Origin of the sequence: Lysobacter sp. Hz25 (genome assembly GCF_046097045.1) — a bacterium.
Lineage (GTDB): Bacteria > Pseudomonadota > Gammaproteobacteria > Xanthomonadales > Xanthomonadaceae > Lysobacter > Lysobacter antibioticus_B.
On the sequence record NZ_CP175666.1, the window covers coordinates 4,498,138 to 4,515,876 of the forward strand.

The following is a 17,739-nucleotide window of genomic DNA, read 5'->3' on the forward strand; positions in this document are numbered from 1 at the left end:
GATCAGGACTTCTTGATCACTGCGTCGGCGATGTTGTTCGGCGCTTCGGCGTAGTGGTCGAATTCCATCGTGAAGGTCGCGCGGCCCTGGGTCAGCGAACGGATGGTGGTCGCGTAACCGAACATCTCGCCCAGCGGCACCATCGCGTTGATGGTCTTGCCCGACGGCGTGTCGTCCTGGCCCTGCAACAGGCCGCGACGACGGCTCAGGTCGCCCATCACGTCGCCGACGTACTCTTCCGGCGTCACGACTTCGACCTTCATCATCGGCTCCAGCAGGACCGGATCCGCCTTGCGGAAACCCTCCTTGAACGCCATCGACGAAGCGAGCTTGAACGCCATTTCCGACGAGTCGACGTCGTGGTACGAACCGAACACGAGCTTGACCTTGACGCCGACGACCGGGAAGCCGGCCAGCGGACCGCTGGTGATGGTCTCGCGCAGGCCCTTCTCGACGGCCGGGATGAATTCCTTCGGAATCACGCCGCCGGTGATGTCGTTGACGAACAGGAAGTCGTTCTCGACGTCCGGATGCGCGCGGTCCTTCTCGTCCATGGGCGACAGCTCGATCACGACGTGACCGTACTGACCCTTACCGCCGGACTGCTTGGCGTGCTTGTAGTCCGACTTGACGTCCGACTTGCGGATGGTCTCGCGGTAAGCGACCTGCGGCTTGCCGACGTTGGCTTCGACGTTGAACTCGCGCTTCATGCGGTCGACGAGGATGTCCAGGTGCAGCTCGCCCATGCCGGCGATGATGGTCTGGCCCGACTCTTCGTCGGTGCGCACGCGGAACGAAGGATCTTCCTGCGCCAGGCGGCCCAGGGCGATACCCATCTTTTCCTGGTCCGACTTGGTCTTCGGTTCGACCGCCATCGAGATGACGGGCTCCGGGAAGATCATGCGCTCGAGGGTGATGATGTGATCCTGCGCGCACAGCGTGTCGCCGGTGGTCACGTCCTTCAGGCCGACCGCTGCGGCGATGTCGCCGGCGCGGACTTCCTTGATTTCGTCGCGCTGGTTGGCGTGCATCTGCAGGATGCGGCCGACGCGTTCCTTCTTCGACTTGACCGGGTTGTACACCTGGTCGCCCGAGTTCAGCACGCCCGAGTAGACGCGGAAGAAGGTCAGCGAACCCACGAACGGGTCGGTCATGATCTTGAACGCCAGCGCCGAGAACGGTTCGGTGTCGGACGCCTTGCGGGTGTCCTCCTTCTCGTCCTCGTCGATGCCGGCGACCGGCGGGCGGTCGGACGGCGACGGCAGCAGGTTGATCACGCCGTCGAGCATGGCCTGCACGCCCTTGTTCTTGAACGCCGAGCCGCAGAACACCGGCACGATCTCGACGCGCAGGGTGCGCGCGCGCAGACCGGCGACGATCTCTTCTTCGGTCAGCTCGCCCTCGTTGAGGTACTTGTCCATGAGCTCTTCCGAGGCTTCCGCCGCGGCTTCGACCATGAACGCGCGAGCCGCTTCGGCGGTGGCCTGCAGATCGGCCGGCACGTCGCGGTATTCGAACTTGGTGCCCTGCGAAGCGACATCCCAATGGATGGCCTTCATCTTGAGCAGGTCGACCACGCCCTCGAAGCCTTCTTCGGCGCCGATCGGCACCTGCATCGGCACCGCGTAGGCGCCCAGACGGGCCTTCAGCTGCTCGACGACCTTGTCGAAGTTGGCACCGGTACGGTCCATCTTGTTGACGAAGGCCATGCGCGGCACGGAGTACTTGTTGGCCTGGCGCCACACGGTCTCGGACTGCGGCTGCACGCCGCCGACCGCGCACAGCACGAACACCGCGCCGTCGAGGACGCGCAGCGAGCGCTCCACTTCGATGGTGAAGTCGACGTGCCCGGGGGTATCGATGATGTTGAAACGATGCTCGGGCAGGGACTTGTCCATGCCCTTCCAGAACGCGGTCGTCGCTGCCGACGTGATGGTGATGCCGCGTTCCTGCTCCTGCTCCATCCAGTCCATCGTCGCGGCACCTTCGTGCACTTCGCCGATCTTGTGGCTGACGCCGGTGTAGAAAAGGATGCGCTCGGACGTCGTGGTTTTACCCGCGTCGATGTGCGCCATGATGCCGAAGTTGCGGTAACGCTCGATGGGAGTGGTGCGAGCCACGGGACCCTCTCGTAATAAGTTTTCGAATTCCAAATGGCCGGACGCCGCCTCGTGGGCGGCCTCCGGTTCGCTAGGCGGCCTTTACGCCGCCGCGGCAACATCTCATGCGGATGTTGCGAAGGCCCTGTTGCCAGGGCGCTCGGATCACCAGCGGTAGTGCGCGAACGCGCGGTTCGCTTCCGCCATACGGTGGGTCTCTTCGCGCTTCTTGATCGCAGCGCCGCGGTTTTCCGAGGCGTCGAGCAGTTCGGCGGCGAGCTTGCGCGGCATGCTGCTCTCGCCGCGCTTGCGCGCCGACTCGATCAGCCAACGCATCGCCAGCGCCATGCGGCGCGACGAACGCACTTCGACCGGCACCTGGTAGGTGGCGCCGCCGACGCGACGCGACTTCACTTCGACCGACGGAGAGACGTTGGTCAACGCCTTCTCGACCAGCTCGAGAGCATTCGGGCTCTTTTCGCCGATGACGTCCATCGCGCCGTAAACGATCTTCTCGGCGACGGACTTCTTGCCGCTCTGCATGACCATATTGATGAAGCGCGCGATCGTCTCGCTGCCGTGCTTGGGATCGGGCAGAACCGAACGCTGCGGGGTGGAACCTTTACGCGACATGGTGCGTACCTATTCTCGTGATTCTTGGTAGACGTGTTTCCGGGACCCGGCGCTTACGCGAAGCGCCAGTCGACGAAACGACGCGCTTAGGACTTCGGACGCTTGGCGCCGTACTTGGAACGGCTCTGGCGACGCTTGGCGACACCGGCGGCGTCGAGCGAGCCGCGCACGGTGTGGTAGCGCACGCCCGGCAGATCCTTGACGCGACCGCCGCGGATCAGGACCACCGAGTGCTCCTGCAGGTTGTGGCCTTCGCCGCCGATGTACGAAATGATTTCGTAGCCGTTGGTCAGGCGCACCTTGGCGACCTTGCGCAGAGCCGAGTTCGGCTTCTTCGGGGTCGTGGTGTAAACGCGGGTGCAAACGCCGCGACGCTGCGGGCAATTCGCCAGCGCCGGCGAGGCGCTCTTGTAGGTGGTCGCCTGCCGCGGCTTGCGGACGAGCTGATTGATGGTTGCCATCTAGAACTCTATTGATGAGGGGCCGGGCGGCCGCTTCGTGAGAAACGAACGGCAAGCCGAATACACCCGACCCACCGAGACGAAAAAGTATAGCTCGCGTTTGACGTGGCCGTCAACGCGAGCGACGCGGACGAACGAAATCGGCGCTAGATAGCGCCAATTCCATTCCAACTCCGATTGATCCCGCCCTGCCCTGGGCCGAACACGAGGCGCTCCATGCGCCTCATTTCGTGATCTGGGACGGCCCGAAGGCCGTCCGAATTACCTAGTTTAGCTGTATTTCCGTGCGATTACGAGCCGCAGCGCCTCAGGAGGCGCTGGACTCCTCGCCTGCCGCTTCGGCCACCGGGGCCGCCGGGGCCGGAACCTCGACCGCCGGGGCCGAGACCGGGCCCGACAGGGCTTCCATTTCCGAGTCGGTCAGACCCGAAGCGTTCTTGCGGCGCTGGGTGTGGTACGCCAGGCCGGTACCGGCCGGAATCAGGCGACCGACGATCACGTTCTCCTTGAGACCGCGCAGGCCGTCGCGGGTGCCGCGCACGGCAGCCTCGGTCAGCACGCGGGTGGTCTCCTGGAACGAGGCGGCCGAGATGAACGACTCGGTCGCCAGCGAGGCCTTGGTGATGCCGAGCAGGACCGGGTCGTACTTCGACGGGATCTCGTTGCGGGCCAGCAGGCGGGCGTTCTCTTCGACGAAGCGCTGACGCTCGATCTGCTCGCCGTGCAGGAACTTGCTGTCGCCCTGGTCGGTGATCTCGACCTTGCGCAGCATCTGGCGAACGATCACCTCGATGTGCTTGTCGTTGATCTTCACGCCCTGCAGGCGGTAGACGTCCTGGATTTCCTTGGTCAGGTACACGGCCAGCGGCTCGACGCCCAGCAGACGCAGGATGTCCTGCGGGCTCGGCTCGCCGTCCACCACGGTCTCGCCCTTCTCCACGTGCTCGCCTTCGAACACGATGATCTGGCGGTACTTCGGGATCAGCTCTTCGTGCTCTTCACCGTCGGCCTGCTTGATGATCAAGCGCTGCTTGCCCTTGGTGTCCTTGCCGAAGCTGACGATACCCGAGACTTCGGCGAGGATCGCCGGGTCCTTGGGCTTGCGCGCTTCGAACAAGTCGGCCACGCGCGGCAGACCACCGGTGATGTCGCGGGTCTTCGAGGCTTCCTGCGGGATCTTGGCGACCACGTCGCCCACGCCGACCGGCGCACCGTCCTGCAGGTTGACGATCGAGCGCGGCGGCAGCAGGTACTGCGCCGGCAAGTCGGTGTTCGGGATCTGCAGATCCTTGCCGTTCTTGTCGACGATGCGCACGATCGGGCGCAGGTCCTTGCCCATCGAGCCGCGACGCTTCGGATCGGTGATCTCGCGCGAAGCCAGGCCGGTCAGTTCGTCGGTCTTCTCGATCACGGTCACGCCGTCGACGAAGTCGATGAAACGGATGAAACCGGCGACTTCCGAGACGATCGGGTGGTTATGCGGATCCCAGTTGGCGACGGTCTGGCCGGCCTTGATCTCGGCGCCGTCCTTGACCGCGACGGTCGCGCCGTACGGCAGCTTGTAGCGCTCGCGCTCGCGGCCGTGCGGGTCGAGGACCGACAGTTCGCCCGAACGCGACACCGCGACCAGGTGGCCGTTGGCGTGCGCGACGTGCTTGAGGTTGTTGAACTTGATCGAACCGGTGGTCTTGACCGTGACGTTGTCGATGGCGGCGGCACGCGAAGCCGCACCACCGATGTGGAACGTACGCATGGTCAGCTGCGTGCCGGGTTCGCCGATCGACTGAGCGGCGACGACGCCGACCGCTTCGCCGTGGTTGACCAGGTGACCGCGGCCCAGGTCGCGACCGTAGCAGTGCGCGCACACGCCGAAGCTGCTTTCGCAGGTGATGGTCGAACGCACCTTGATCGACTGGACGCTGGCGTCCTCGAGCTTCTGCACCCAGGCTTCGTCGAGCAGGGTGTTGCGGGTGACGATCGGATCCTCGTCGTTGCCCGGCAGGAACACGTCCTCGGCCACGACGCGGCCCAGCACGCGGTCGCGCAACGGTTCGACCACGTCGCCGCCTTCGACGATCGGGGTCATGGTCAGACCGCCGAGCGTGCCGCAATCGGTTTCGGTGATGACCACGTCCTGCGCCACGTCGACCAGACGACGGGTCAGGTAACCCGAGTTCGCCGTCTTCAACGCGGTATCGGCCAGACCCTTACGGGCACCGTGGGTCGAGATGAAGTACTGGAGAACGTTCAGGCCTTCGCGGAAGTTCGCGGTGATCGGCGTCTCGATGATCGAGCCGTCGGGACGCGCCATCAGGCCGCGCATACCGGCCAGCTGACGGATCTGGGCCTGCGAACCGCGGGCGCCGGAGTCGGCCATGATGTAGATCGAGTTCATCGACTTCTGCGGAACGCGCTTGCCTTCGGCGTTTTCCACGGTGTCGGTGCCGATCGCGTCCATCATCGCCTTGGCCACGCGCTCGTTCGTGCGCGACCAGATGTCGACGACCTTGTTGTAGCGCTCGCCGGCGGTGACCAGACCGGACTGGTACTGCTGCTGGATTTCCAGCACTTCGGTCTCGGCCTCGGCCAGGATGCCCTTCTTCTCGCCCGGGATGATCATGTCGTCGATGCCGATCGAAACGCCGGCGCGGGTCGCGTAAGCGAAGCCGGTGTACATCAGCTTGTCGGCGAACACGACCGTGTCCTTCAGGCCGAGCATGCGGTAGCACGAGTTGATCAGGCGGCTGATGTTCTTCTTGGTCAGCTCGGTGTTGGCCAGCGCGTACGGCAGGCCGTCCGGCAGGATCTCGCGCAGCAGGGCGCGGCCGACGGTGGTGTCGACGATCGAGGTCTTGGGCTCGCGGGTGCCGTCCTCGTTGATCACGATCTCGCTGATGCGGACCTTGACCTTGGCGTGGATCTGCACGACGCGGTTGTCGTAGGCGCGCTTGACTTCGGCCACGTTGGCGAACGCCATGCCCTCGCCCGCCTTGTTCTCCAGCGCGCGGGTCATGTAGTACAGGCCGAGCACGACGTCCTGCGACGGCACGATGATCGGCTCGCCGTTGGCCGGCGACAGGATGTTGTTGGACGCCATCATCAACGCGCGCGCTTCCAGCTGGGCTTCCAGCGAGAGCGGCACGTGGACGGCCATCTGGTCACCGTCGAAGTCGGCGTTGAACGCGGTGCAGACCAGCGGGTGCAACTGGATCGCCTTGCCTTCGATCAACACCGGCTCGAACGCCTGGATGCCGAGACGGTGCAGGGTCGGAGCGCGGTTCAACAGCACCGGATGCTCGCGGATCACCTCTTCGAGGATGTCCCACACCTCGGCCTCTTCACGCTCGACCAGCTTCTTGGCGGCCTTGATCGTGGTGGCCAGGCCGCGACGCTGCAGCTTGGCGAAGATGAAGGGCTTGAACAGCTCCAGCGCCATCTTCTTCGGCAGGCCGCACTCGTGCAGACGCAGGGTCGGGCCGACCACGATGACCGAACGGCCCGAGTAGTCGACGCGCTTGCCGAGCAGGTTCTGACGGAAACGGCCCTGCTTGCCCTTGATCATGTCGGCGAGCGACTTGAGCGGGCGCTTGTTGGTGCCGGTGATGGCGCGGCCGCGACGGCCGTTGTCCATCAGGGCGTCGACCGACTCCTGCAGCATGCGCTTCTCGTTACGCACGATGATGTCGGGCGCATTGAGTTCGAGCAGGCGGCGCAGGCGGTTGTTGCGGTTGATGACGCGGCGGTACAGATCGTTCAGGTCGGAGGTCGCGAAGCGGCCGCCGTCCAGCGGCACCAGCGGACGCAGGTCCGGCGGCAGCACCGGCAGCACGGTCATGACCATCCACTCCGGACGGTTGCCGGACTCGAGGAAGGCTTCGACCAGCTTGATGCGCTTGGTGAGGCGCTTGAGCTTGGTTTCGCTGTTGGTCGAGGCGATCTCCTCGCGCAGCTGCAGCATTTCGGCCTGCAGGTCGATCGTGCGCAGCAGGTCGTACACGGCCTCGGCGCCCATCGCGGCTTCGAAGTCGTCGCCGTGCTCCTGACGCGCGGTCAGGTACTGCTCTTCGGTCAGCAGGTTGCCGCGTTCCATCGGGGTCAGGCCCGGCTCGGTCACGACGTAGGCTTCGAAGTACAGGATGCGCTCGATGTCGCGCAGGGTCATGTCGAGCATCAGGCCGATGCGCGAGGGCAGCGACTTCAGGAACCAGATGTGCGCGACCGGCGAAGCCAGGTCGATGTGGCCCATGCGCTCGCGGCGCACCTTGGCCAGGGTCACTTCGGTGCCGCACTTCTCGCAGACCACGCCGCGGTGCTTCATGCGCTTGTACTTGCCGCACAGGCACTCGTAGTCCTTGATCGGTCCGAAGATGGCGGCGCAGAACAGGCCGTCGCGTTCGGGCTTGAAAGTACGGTAGTTGATGGTTTCCGGCTTCTTCACTTCGCCGAACGACCACGAACGGATCAGGTCGGGCGACGCCAGCGCGATCTTGATCGCGTCGAAGTCCAGCGCGGGACGCTGCTGGTTGAAGAGATTGAGCAAGTCTTTCATGGGTTTCTCCGGGAATCGGGAATCGAGAATTGGGAGTCGTCAGATCGGGCTTCGGGACGGGGACGGAACGCTTTCGCGATTCCCTCCCGCATTCCCGACCCCCGGCGGTCCTCAGTTCTCTTCCAGCTCCATGTTGATCGCGAGCGAGCGGATTTCCTTCACGAGCACGTTGAAGGACTCCGGCATGCCGGCGACCATCTCGTACTCGCCGTCGACGATGTTCTTGTACATCTGGTTGCGGCCCTGCACGTCGTCGGACTTCACCGTCAGCATTTCCTGCAGGGTGTAGGCCGCGCCGTAGGCTTCCAGCGCCCAGACTTCCATTTCGCCGAAACGCTGGCCGCCAAACTGCGCCTTGCCGCCCAGCGGCTGCTGGGTGACGAGCGAGTACGGACCGGTCGAACGCGCGTGCATCTTGTCGTCGACGAGGTGGTTCAGCTTCAGCATGTGCATGTAGCCGATCGTGACCGGACGTTCGAATGCCTCGCCGGTGCGGCCGTCGTGCAGGATCGTCTGACCGCTGCTCGGCAGCTCGGCCAGCTCGAGCATGCGCTTGATCTCGAACTCGGCCGCGCCGTCGAACACCGGCGTCGCCATCGGCACGCCGTCGACCAGGTTGTGCGCCAGGGTCAGCAGCTCTTCGTCGGTGAACTGCTTCAGATCGACGCGTTGACCGTGCAGCTTCTGGTCGTGGTTGTAGATGTCGTCGAGGAACTTGCGCAGTTCGGCGATCTTCTGCTGCGCTTCCAGCATGCGCTGGATCTTCTGGCCCAGGCCCTTGGCGGCCCAGCCCAGATGCACTTCGAGGATCTGGCCGATGTTCATACGCGACGGCACGCCCAACGGGTTCAGCACGATGTCGACGGTCTGGCCGTCGGCCGCGTACGGCATGTCTTCGACCGGCACGATGGTCGACACGACACCCTTGTTGCCGTGACGGCCGGCCATCTTGTCGCCCGGCTGGATGCGGCGCTTAACCGCCAGGAACACCTTGACCATCTTGAGCACGCCCGGCGCGAGGTCGTCGCCCTGGGTGATCTTGCCGCGCTTGTCGGCGAAGCGGCGGTCGAATTCCTTCTGGTGGACGTCGATCTGCTTCTGGGCGCGTTCGATCGCTTCGATCGCGTCCTCGTCCTTCATGCGCAGGGTGAACCAATCGGACTTCTTCAGGCCGTCGAGCACCAGGCTGGTGACCGTGTCGCCCTTCTTCAGGCCGGCGCCGCCGTTGGCGGTCTTGCCGATCAGCTGCGAACGCAGACGGTCGTAGATCGCCGCTTCGAGGATGCGGAACTGGTCGTCGAAGTCCTTCTTGACGCGACGGATTTCCGACTCTTCGATCTGGCGGGCGCGCTTGTCCTTCTCGATGCCGTCGCGGGTGAAGACCTGCACGTCGATGACGGTGCCGTCCATGCCTGGGGGCACGCGCAGCGAGCTGTCCTTAACGTCCGAAGCCTTCTCGCCGAAGATCGCGCGCAGCAGCTTCTCTTCCGGGGTCAGCTGGCTCTCGCCCTTCGGCGTGACCTTGCCGACCAGGATGTCGCCGGCGCGGACTTCGGCGCCGATGTAGACCACACCCGACTCGTCGAGGCGGTTCAACGCCTGCTCGGAGACGTTCGGGATGTCGGCGGAGATTTCCTCCGGTCCCAGCTTGGTGTCGCGCGCGACGCAGGTCAGCTCTTCGATGTGGATCGTGGTGTAGCGATCCTCTTCGACCACGCGCTCGGAGAGCAGGATCGAGTCTTCGAAGTTGTAGCCGTTCCACGGCATGAACGCGACCAGCATGTTCTGGCCGAGCGCGAGCTCGCCGATGTCGGTCGAGGGGCCGTCGGCCAGCACGTCGCCGCGGGCGATCACGTCGCCGACCTTGACCAGCGGGCTCTGGTTGATACAGGTGTTCTGGTTCGAACGCGTGTACTTGATCAGGTTGTAGATGTCGACGCCGGCATCGGCGACGCCGGAGATTTCCGACTCGTTGACCTTGACCACGATGCGGGCCGCATCGATCTGCTCGATCGTGCCGCCGCGCAGCGCATTCACGGTCACGCCCGAGTCGCGCGCCACGGCGCGCTCGATGCCGGTACCGACCAGCGGCTTCTGCGCCTTCAGGGTCGGGACGGCCTGGCGCTGCATGTTCGCGCCCATCAACGCGCGGTTGGCGTCGTCGTGCTCGAGGAACGGAACCAGCGCAGCCGCGACCGACACGGTCTGCATCGGCGAGACGTCCATGAAGTGGATCTCGGACGGCGGCTTGAGCAGGGTTTCGCCCTGGTAACGGCAGGCGACGAACTGCGAGCTGATCATGCCCTTGTCGTCCTGCGGCGCATTGGCCTGGGCGATGACGTACTCGTTCTCTTCGATCGCCGAGAGGAACTCGACGTCGTCGGTGACCTTGCCGTCCACGACCTTGCGGTACGGCGTCTCGAGGAAGCCGTACTTGTTGGTGCGGGCGAACACGGCCAGCGAGTTGATCAGGCCGATGTTCGGGCCTTCAGGCGTTTCGATGGTGCAGACGCGGCCGTAATGGGTCGGGTGCACGTCGCGCACTTCGAAGCCGGCGCGCTCGCGGGTCAGACCGCCCGGGCCGAGGGCCGACACGCGACGCTTGTGCGTGACTTCCGACAGCGGGTTGTTCTGGTCCATGAACTGCGACAGCTGCGAGGAGCCGAAGAACTCCTTGATCGCGGCGGCCACCGGCTTGGCGTTGATCAGTTCCTGCGGCGTGAGACCTTCGGACTCGGCCATCGACAGGCGTTCCTTGACCGCGCGCTCGACGCGGACCAGGCCGACGCGGAAGGTGTTCTCGGCCATTTCGCCGACCGAACGCACGCGACGGTTGCCCAGGTGATCGATGTCGTCGACCACGCCGCGGCCGTTGCGGATCTCGGTCAGGACGCGGATGACGTCGAGGATGTCCGAGGTCTTGCCCAGCTCGGTGCGCAGGCGCACGGACTCGTCGTCCTTGCGCTCGGCGAAGTACTTGGCGTCGTACAGCACCGAGGCGCCGAGGGTTTCCTTGCGGCCGATGCGGCGGTTGAACTTCATCCGGCCCACGCCCGACAGGTCGTAGCGCTCGAAGGTGAAGAACAGGTTGTGGAACAGGTTCTGCGCGGCGTCCTTGGTCGGCGGCTCGCCGGGACGCATCATCCGGTAGATTTCGACCAGGGCTTCCAGCTGCGTCTTCGACGGATCGATGCGCAGGGTGTTGGAGATGTACGGACCGCGGTCGAGGTCGTTGACCCAGATCGTGCCGACCGACTCGATGCCGGCCTTGCGGAACGCGGCGAGCTGGTCGTCGCTGATTTCGTCGTTGGCCGAGGCCAGCAGTTCGCCGGAACGGGTGTCGACGACGTCGTGCGACAGGATGCGGCCGACCAGGTAGCTGTCGGGCACGGCCAGCGCGGCGATGCCGGACTGCTCGAGCTGCTTGACGTGGCGCGCGGTGATGCGCTTGCCGGCTTCGACGATGACCTTGTCGCCGTCGGCCAGATCGAAGTCCAGGGTTTCGCCGCGCAGGCGCTCGGAGACCAGCTCCCACTGCACGCCCTCGGACATGATGTGGAAGGTGTTGATCTCGAAGAACTCGGCGAGCATTTCTTCGTTGTTGTAGCCGAGCGCGCGCAGCAGCACGGTGACCGGCAGCTTGCGGCGACGGTCGATACGGGTGAACAGCGCGTCCTTCGGATCGAACTCGAAGTCGAGCCAGGAACCGCGGTAGGGAATGATGCGGGCGCTGTACAGCAGCTTGCCCGAGCTGTGGGTCTTGCCGCGGTCGTGGTCGAAGAACACGCCGGGCGAACGGTGCAGCTGCGAGACGATGACGCGCTCGGTGCCGTTGACGATGAAGGTGCCGTTGTCGGTCATGAGCGGGATTTCGCCCATGTAGACCTCCTGCTCCTTCACGTACTTGATGGCCTTGGTCGACGACTCGCGGTCGTAGATCACCAGGCGCACGGTCACGCGCAGCGGGGCGCCGTAGGACAGGCCGCGGTTGCGGCACTCGCGCTCATCGAACACCGGGTCGCCGAGCTTGTAGCCGACGTATTCGAGAGCAGCGTTGCCGCTGTAGCTGGAGATCGGGAACACCGACTTCAGGGCGGCGTGCAGGCCGCGATCGGCGCGCTTGGCCGGGTCGGTGTGTTCCTGCAGGAATTCGCGATAGGAATCGACCTGGATCGCGAGCAGGAACGGCACTTCGAGGATGGACTTGCGCTTGCCGAAGTCCTTGCGGATGCGCTTCTTTTCGGTGAACGAATAGTTCGTGGAAGCTGTGGTCATGGTGAGCTACCGCCTCGATTAACTTTAATGGGCCGGGAAAGCCGCCGTGGCGTCCTTCCGGGCAGACCGCGCGTCCGCGGTCCGGGGGAACAAGGGAAAATTGCCAGTGGGAAGTCGCTGGTATTGCCGGCACCAGCACGCCTTCTCCCGCTACTTCCGACTGGTAACTCGGATGACGCCGGGAACATCGGTTCCCGTGGAACGGCCAAAGGCCGGGGACTTTCGTCCCCAGCCTTCAGTGGTCGCCAAAATGACTCGGCGACGCAAGTACGACTTACTTGACTTCGACAGCTGCACCAGCGGCTTCGAGGTCCTTCTTGAACTTCTCGGCGTCGGCCTTCGAGACGGCTTCCTTCACGGTCTGCGGAGCGCCTTCGACCAGGTCCTTCGCTTCCTTCAGGCCCAGGCCGGTGATGGCGCGGACGGCCTTAATGACTTCGACCTTCTTCTCGCCGGCAGCCTTCAGGATGACGTTGAACTCGGTCTGCTCTTCGACCGGAGCAGCGGCTTCGGCGGCAACGCCGGCGACGACCGGAGCGGCGGCGGAAACGCCGAACTTCTCTTCGATCGCGCGGACGAGTTCCATGACTTCCATCAGGCTCTTTTCGGCGATGGCTTCGACGATTTGTTCGTTGGAAAGGGACATTTGAATAACCTCAGGAAATATTGATCTTACGAATCGGATTCAGTGAAGCGGTCGCGAATGCGGGGCGGCGATTACGCCGGTTCCGCTTCGGCCGGAGCTTCGACAGCGACTTCGCCACCGCCCTGCTGGTCGGCCACGGCCTTGACGGCGCGGGCGAACATGCTGGCGGGTTCGGACAGGACGCGGGCCAGCATGGCCAGGGCCTGGTCGAGGGTCGGCAGCGAGGCAAGCACATCGACGTGGCTGGCCGGGTACACCTGGCCTCCCAACGCGACGACCTTGGCCTGCAGCTTGTCGTTGCCCTTGGCGAATTCCTTGATCAGACGACCGGCGGCGCCGGGTTCTTCCGTCGAGAACGCATACAGCAACGGACCGACGAGCTTGTCTTGGACGCACTCGTATTCGGTACCGGCGACGGCACGCGAGGCCAGGGTGTTCTTGACGACACGCAAGTACACACCGGTTTCACGAGCCTTCTTGCGCATCGCGGTCATTTGACCGACCGTGATGCCTGCGTACTCGGCAGCAATCAAGGAGTGAGCCTTGGCGGCGACTTCTGCCAGTTCGGCGACTACTTCTTGCTTCTGAGACAGATTAAGAGCCATTGCACTCCTCCAAGGCCGGGATTCGGGATTCGTGAGCGGGGATCGACGAAGCGGCTTGCGCCTGGCTTGGACCGATGCCCTATCCCGTACTACCCATCCCGGCACTATTAACTCCGCTTACGGCTCCTGCCGCTTGCGGTCCTGGGCGGCGACCGTCCTTGGCGCCGGGGACGCCGAAGGCATCCCGGGTGGTGGCCTTTCCTGAAAATAGTTTCAGGGGCGGCACCATCTACGCCGGCCCGGCTCCGAAGAGTCCGAATTAAGCGATCCCGCTGTACCGACGGCGACTCCTTGCCGTGTCGAGCTTCCCTGCCCGTCGTCGGTATGCGCTGACCGCGCCTGCGGTCTTTGACGGCGATCGCTTCGGGTTGCCCCTGGGCGATAGCCCTCAAAAGTTTCGGCTGACGGCGTTGGATTGCCGTTCGCCTTTGTTCGGTGGACTCCCGCCATGGCGGAAGCCCGGATTCGTTGCCTGCAACCAGAGTTCGGCGGCTCTGGATCCCCGCCTTCGCGGGGATAACGCATCGGCAAAGACGCTCGCGCTAAGCGCGCGAGCGCGTTACTGCATTACTTGAGCGACAGCGAGGTCAGATCGACGGTCACGCCCGGACCCATGGTCGAGCTGATCGAGATCTTCTGCAGGTACTGACCCTTGGCGGTCGCCGGCTTGGCCTTGATCAGGTCGAGCAGCAGCGCCTGCAGGTTGTCCTTCAGCGAGGCGTCTTCGAACGAAGCCTTGCCCAGGGTGCAGTGGATGATGCCGGCCTTGTCGGTGCGGTAACGCACCTGGCCGCCCTTGGCGTTCTTGACCGCTTCGGCCGGGTTCGGCGAGACGGTACCGACCTTCGGGTTCGGCATCAGGCCGCGCGGGCCGAGCACCTGGCCCAGCTTACCGACGACGCGCATGGCGTCCGGGGTGGCGATGACGACGTCGTAGTTCAGATCGCCGGCCTGCATCTTCTCGGCCAGGTCGTCCATACCGACGGCTTCGGCGCCTGCGGCCAGGGCCTCGTCGGCCTTCGCGCCGGCCGGGGCGAACACCGCCACGCGCACGGTCTTGCCGGTGCCGGCCGGGAGCACGGTCGAGCCACGGACCTGCTGGTCGGACTTCTTCGCGTCCACGCCCAGGCGCACGGCGACGTCGACGGACTCGACGAACTTGGCCTTGGTCGCGGTCTTGACGATCTTGACCGCTTCTTCGAACGAGTAGGCCTTGCCCGGGACCACGGCTGCCTTGATTGCTTTTTCGCGCTTCGTGATTGCCATGATCAGCCCTCCACCACCAGACCCATGCTGCGGGCCGAACCCGCAATCGTCTTCACTGCCGCTTCCAGGTCGGCCGCGGTCAGATCCGCTTCCTTCGCCTTGGCGATGTCTTCGAGCTGCTTACGGGTGACCTTGCCCACCTTCTCGGTGTTCGGGCGCTTGGAGCCCGACGAGATGCCGGCGGCCTTCTTGAGCAGGACCGAAGCCGGGGTGCTCTTGGTGACGAAGGTGAAGGTACGGTCCGAGTAGGCCGTGATGATGACCGGGGTCGGCAGACCCGGCTCGAGCTTGGAGGTCGCGGCGTTGAACGCCTTGCAGAACTCCATGATGTTCAGGCCGCGCTGACCCAGCGCAGGACCGACCGGCGGCGAGGGGTTGGCCTGACCGGCCTTCACCTGCAGCTTGATGTAACCGACTACTTTCTTTGCCATTGCTCTGCTCTCCGGGTGCTAGCGCCTGGACCTCAGGCTCCCCATCGGGCCGGAAATCGCGCGTTCCGGCATCGCGTTTTACTTGCGCAGACAGCCGCCCCGGACCTTTTCAGAGGGGGCAGCTGAATGAATGGGCCACCGCATCTAGGCAGTGAGCCGCGCACTATATCAGGTTTTTTGGAATACGACACGACGAGACCCGGCAAGCCGGGTCTCGTTCGATGGGGTCAGCCAGGCCGGGGCCGGGCTCAGGTGGCCTTTTCGACCTGCCCGAATTCCAGCTCGACCGGGGTCGAGCGGCCGAAGATCAGCACTGCAACGCGCAGGCGGCTCTTCTCGTAGTTGATTTCCTCGACCACGCCGTTGAAATCGACGAACGGACCATCGACCACGCGGACCATTTCGCCCGGCTCGAACAGCACCTTCGGACGCGGCTTTTCGACGCCTTCCTGAACGCGCTGCAGGATCCGGTCCGCTTCGCGGTCCTGGATCGGCAAGGGGCGATCGGCGGTGCCGCCGATGAAACCCATGACCTTCGGGGTTTCCTTGATCAGATGCCAGCTTTCGCTGTCGATGCGCGGAATACCGGCTTCGTCGTGCGTGGCGATCTGCACCAGGACATAGCCCGGGAAGAACTTACGCTCGGACCGGCGCTTCTGGCCGGAACGCATTTCGACGACTTCTTCGGTCGGCACCAGGACGTCGCCGAAGCGGTCCTGCATTTCGAAACGGACGATGCGGTCGCGCAGCGCCTGCGCCACGGACTTTTCGAAGCCGGAATACGCATGTACCACGTACCAGCGCTTGTTATCTTGCGAATTCACGTCGGTCGTCTCCTCAACGCGACAGCAGGAACTTGACCGCAGCCTGGATCACATAATCGAAGCCGGACAGGATGAGGCTGAGAATCGCGACCGCGATCATGACCACCCAGGTGGTCTTGAGCGCTTCTTCGCGGGTCGGCCAGACCACCTTGCGCAACTCGAAACGCGATTCCGAGAGGAATTCGCGGGTCTGTGCACCCTTGGTGGAAAACATGAACACCACCGCGCCGGCGAGCAGGCCGGCGACGACCACGCCGCTACGCAGCGGGCCGCTCCAGTTCTCGAACCAGAGGTAGGCGAACACACCGCCCAGCGCAAGCAGCAGCGCCAGCGCGTATTTGGCGATATCACCGGCGCCGCCGGATTTATGTTGTTCGGCCTTGCTGTTCATTCTCGGGGCGATTCCCTCGCGAAAGCCCGCCCATCCCTGCGCGGCCCTTTCAATGCATTCCAGTCGCCGGATCGTCCGAGCCGGCTCGGTATCGAGTGGCACGCCAGGAGGGACTCGAACCCCCAACCTGCGGTTTTGGAGACCGCTGCTCTGCCAATTGAGCTACTGGCGTACGTCTTTGAAGTCTTCTACCCGACTCAGCGCCCGAATCGGGCCCGGCATCGAGCGGATATTCCAAGGTGTACTAAACAACGAAGGCGGACCGGGTTGCCGGCCCGCCGTTCGCGGCTTGCGGCGGCCTTGCGACCGCCGCGATGGTGCAATTACTTGATGATCTTGGCCACGACGCCGGCGCCGACGGTACGGCCGCCTTCGCGGATCGCGAAGCGCAGGCCTTCGTCCATCGCCACCGGGTTGATCAGCGTGACGACCATCTTCACGTTGTCGCCCGGCATCACCATCTCGACGCCCTCCGGCAGCTCGCAAGCGCCGGTGATGTCGGTGGTGCGGAAGTAGAACTGCGGACGGTAGCCCTTGAAGAACGGGGTGTGACGGCCGCCTTCGTCCTTCGACAGCACATAGACTTCGGCTTCGAAGTCGGTGTGCGGCTTGATCGAACCCGGCTTGCACAGCACCTGGCCGCGCTCGACGTCGTCGCGCTTGGTGCCGCGCAGCAGCAGACCGGCGTTGTCGCCCGCCTGACCCTGGTCGAGCAGCTTGCGGAACATTTCCACGCCCGTGACCGTCGTCTTCTGGGTCGGACGGATACCGACGATTTCGATTTCGTCACCGACCTTCACGATGCCGCGCTCGATACGGCCGGTCACCACGGTGCCGCGGCCCGAGATCGAGAACACGTCTTCCACCGGCATCAGGAACGGCTTGTCGACATCGCGCTCCGGCTGCGGGATGAAGCTGTCCAGCGCCTCGACCAGACGCAGGATCGACGGCACGCCGATTTCGCTCTGATCGCCTTCCAGCGCCAGACGGGCCGAGCCGTGGATGATCGGGGTGTCGTCGCCCGGGAACTCGTACTTGCTCAGCAGCTCGCGCACTTCCATCTCGACCAGCTCGAGCAGCTCGGCGTCGTCCACCATGTCGGCCTTGTTCAGGAACACGACGATGTACGGCACGCCGACCTGGCGCGACAGCAGGATGTGTTCGCGGGTCTGCGGCATCGGGCCGTCAGCGGCCGAGCACACCAGAATCGCGCCGTCCATCTGCGCGGCGCCCGTGATCATGTTCTTCACGTAGTCGGCGTGGCCCGGGCAATCGACGTGCGCGTAGTGACGCGTCGCCGATTCGTATTCCACGTGCGCCGTCGAGATCGTGATGCCGCGCGCCTTTTCTTCCGGCGCCGCGTCGATCGCGTCGTATGCCTTGAACTCGCCACCGAAACGCTCGGCGCCCACCTTCGTCAGCGCCGCCGTCAGCGTCGTCTTGCCGTGGTCAACGTGGCCGATCGTGCCGACGTTCACGTGCGGCTTGGTGCGCTCGAATTTACCCTTAGCCATGGCTGTCGCTTCTCGTTTGTGGGTCTGTATGTCGCGGCGGCTGTT

Annotated in this window: 12 protein-coding genes and 1 tRNA gene; all 13 read right to left on the reverse strand. The window is 64.4% G+C overall.

Going from position 1 to position 17,739, the window contains the following annotated elements; all coding sequences use genetic code 11:
* Positions 1–2: 2 nt before the first annotated feature.
* The 13 genes from fusA to tuf all read right to left on the reverse strand — a co-directional run bounded on the left by fusA (position 3) and on the right by tuf (position 17,694).
* Positions 3–2,120 carry an elongation factor G gene (fusA, locus tag ACKN61_RS18555; protein WP_408950739.1) on the reverse strand — a complete coding sequence of 706 codons (2,118 nt, stop codon included), beginning with the start codon at positions 2,118–2,120 and terminating at the stop codon, positions 3–5.
* 144 nt (positions 2,121–2,264) lie between these two features.
* The gene (gene rpsG / locus ACKN61_RS18560) at positions 2,265–2,732 is read right to left on the reverse strand and encodes a 30S ribosomal protein S7 (RefSeq protein WP_031373763.1); all 468 of its coding nucleotides are present in this window, start codon (positions 2,730–2,732) and stop codon (positions 2,265–2,267) included.
* Positions 2,733–2,818: 86 nt separating this feature from the next.
* Positions 2,819–3,193 carry a 30S ribosomal protein S12 gene (rpsL, locus tag ACKN61_RS18565; protein ID WP_031373762.1) on the reverse strand — a complete coding sequence of 125 codons (375 nt, stop codon included), beginning with the start codon at positions 3,191–3,193 and terminating at the stop codon, positions 2,819–2,821.
* Between the two features lie 307 nt (positions 3,194–3,500).
* Complete coding sequence (gene rpoC / locus ACKN61_RS18570) at positions 3,501–7,742, reverse strand: DNA-directed RNA polymerase subunit beta' (protein WP_408950740.1); 4,242 nt, start codon at positions 7,740–7,742, stop codon at positions 3,501–3,503.
* A 111-nt stretch (positions 7,743–7,853) separates the two neighbouring features.
* On the reverse strand, positions 7,854–12,017 hold the full coding sequence (gene rpoB, locus ACKN61_RS18575) for a DNA-directed RNA polymerase subunit beta (RefSeq protein WP_408950741.1): 4,164 nt from the start codon (positions 12,015–12,017) through the stop codon (positions 7,854–7,856).
* A gap of 274 nt (positions 12,018–12,291) precedes the next feature.
* Positions 12,292–12,663, reverse strand: coding sequence for a 50S ribosomal protein L7/L12 (gene rplL / locus ACKN61_RS18580; RefSeq protein ID WP_057918903.1), 372 nt, complete (start codon positions 12,661–12,663; stop codon positions 12,292–12,294).
* 71 nt (positions 12,664–12,734) lie between these two features.
* Entirely contained in the window at positions 12,735–13,268 is a 534-nt protein-coding gene (gene rplJ, locus ACKN61_RS18585) for a 50S ribosomal protein L10 (RefSeq protein WP_031373758.1), read from the reverse strand.
* Positions 13,269–13,835: 567 nt separating this feature from the next.
* Positions 13,836–14,534, reverse strand: coding sequence for a 50S ribosomal protein L1 (gene rplA / locus ACKN61_RS18590; RefSeq protein WP_031373757.1), 699 nt, complete (start codon positions 14,532–14,534; stop codon positions 13,836–13,838).
* Positions 14,535–14,536: 2 nt separating this feature from the next.
* On the reverse strand, positions 14,537–14,965 hold the full coding sequence (gene rplK / locus ACKN61_RS18595; protein WP_031373756.1) for a 50S ribosomal protein L11: 429 nt from the start codon (positions 14,963–14,965) through the stop codon (positions 14,537–14,539).
* A 248-nt stretch (positions 14,966–15,213) separates the two neighbouring features.
* Complete coding sequence (nusG, locus tag ACKN61_RS18600; protein WP_031373755.1) at positions 15,214–15,789, reverse strand: transcription termination/antitermination protein NusG; 576 nt, start codon at positions 15,787–15,789, stop codon at positions 15,214–15,216.
* 13 nt (positions 15,790–15,802) lie between these two features.
* Positions 15,803–16,180 (reverse strand): preprotein translocase subunit SecE, encoded by a 378-nt coding sequence (secE, locus tag ACKN61_RS18605; RefSeq protein WP_057918904.1) that lies wholly within the window; start codon positions 16,178–16,180, stop codon positions 15,803–15,805.
* A gap of 96 nt (positions 16,181–16,276) precedes the next feature.
* Positions 16,277–16,352, reverse strand: a tRNA-Trp gene (locus ACKN61_RS18610).
* 151 nt (positions 16,353–16,503) lie between these two features.
* On the reverse strand, positions 16,504–17,694 hold the full coding sequence (gene tuf / locus ACKN61_RS18615) for an elongation factor Tu (RefSeq protein WP_031373753.1): 1,191 nt from the start codon (positions 17,692–17,694) through the stop codon (positions 16,504–16,506).
* Positions 17,695–17,739: the final 45 nt, after the last annotated feature.

What these genes read in the sequence shown, in the direction of transcription:
- rpsG (WP_031373763.1), bottom strand. Translation starts at nt 2,732, where the DNA reads ATGTCGCGTAAAGGTTCCACCCCGCAGCGTTCGGTTCTGCCCGATCCC.
- rpsL (WP_031373762.1), bottom strand. Translation starts at nt 3,193, where the DNA reads ATGGCAACCATCAATCAGCTCGTCCGCAAGCCGCGGCAGGCGACCACC.
- rpoC (WP_408950740.1), bottom strand. Translation starts at nt 7,742, where the DNA reads ATGAAAGACTTGCTCAATCTCTTCAACCAGCAGCGTCCCGCGCTGGAC.
- rpoB (WP_408950741.1), bottom strand. Translation starts at nt 12,017, where the DNA reads ATGACCACAGCTTCCACGAACTATTCGTTCACCGAAAAGAAGCGCATC.
- rplL (WP_057918903.1), bottom strand. Translation starts at nt 12,663, where the DNA reads ATGTCCCTTTCCAACGAACAAATCGTCGAAGCCATCGCCGAAAAGAGC.
- rplJ (WP_031373758.1), bottom strand. Translation starts at nt 13,268, where the DNA reads ATGGCTCTTAATCTGTCTCAGAAGCAAGAAGTAGTCGCCGAACTGGCA.
- rplA (WP_031373757.1), bottom strand. Translation starts at nt 14,534, where the DNA reads ATGGCAATCACGAAGCGCGAAAAAGCAATCAAGGCAGCCGTGGTCCCG.
- rplK (WP_031373756.1), bottom strand. Translation starts at nt 14,965, where the DNA reads ATGGCAAAGAAAGTAGTCGGTTACATCAAGCTGCAGGTGAAGGCCGGT.
- secE (WP_057918904.1), bottom strand. Translation starts at nt 16,180, where the DNA reads ATGAACAGCAAGGCCGAACAACATAAATCCGGCGGCGCCGGTGATATC.
- tuf (WP_031373753.1), bottom strand. Translation starts at nt 17,694, where the DNA reads ATGGCTAAGGGTAAATTCGAGCGCACCAAGCCGCACGTGAACGTCGGC.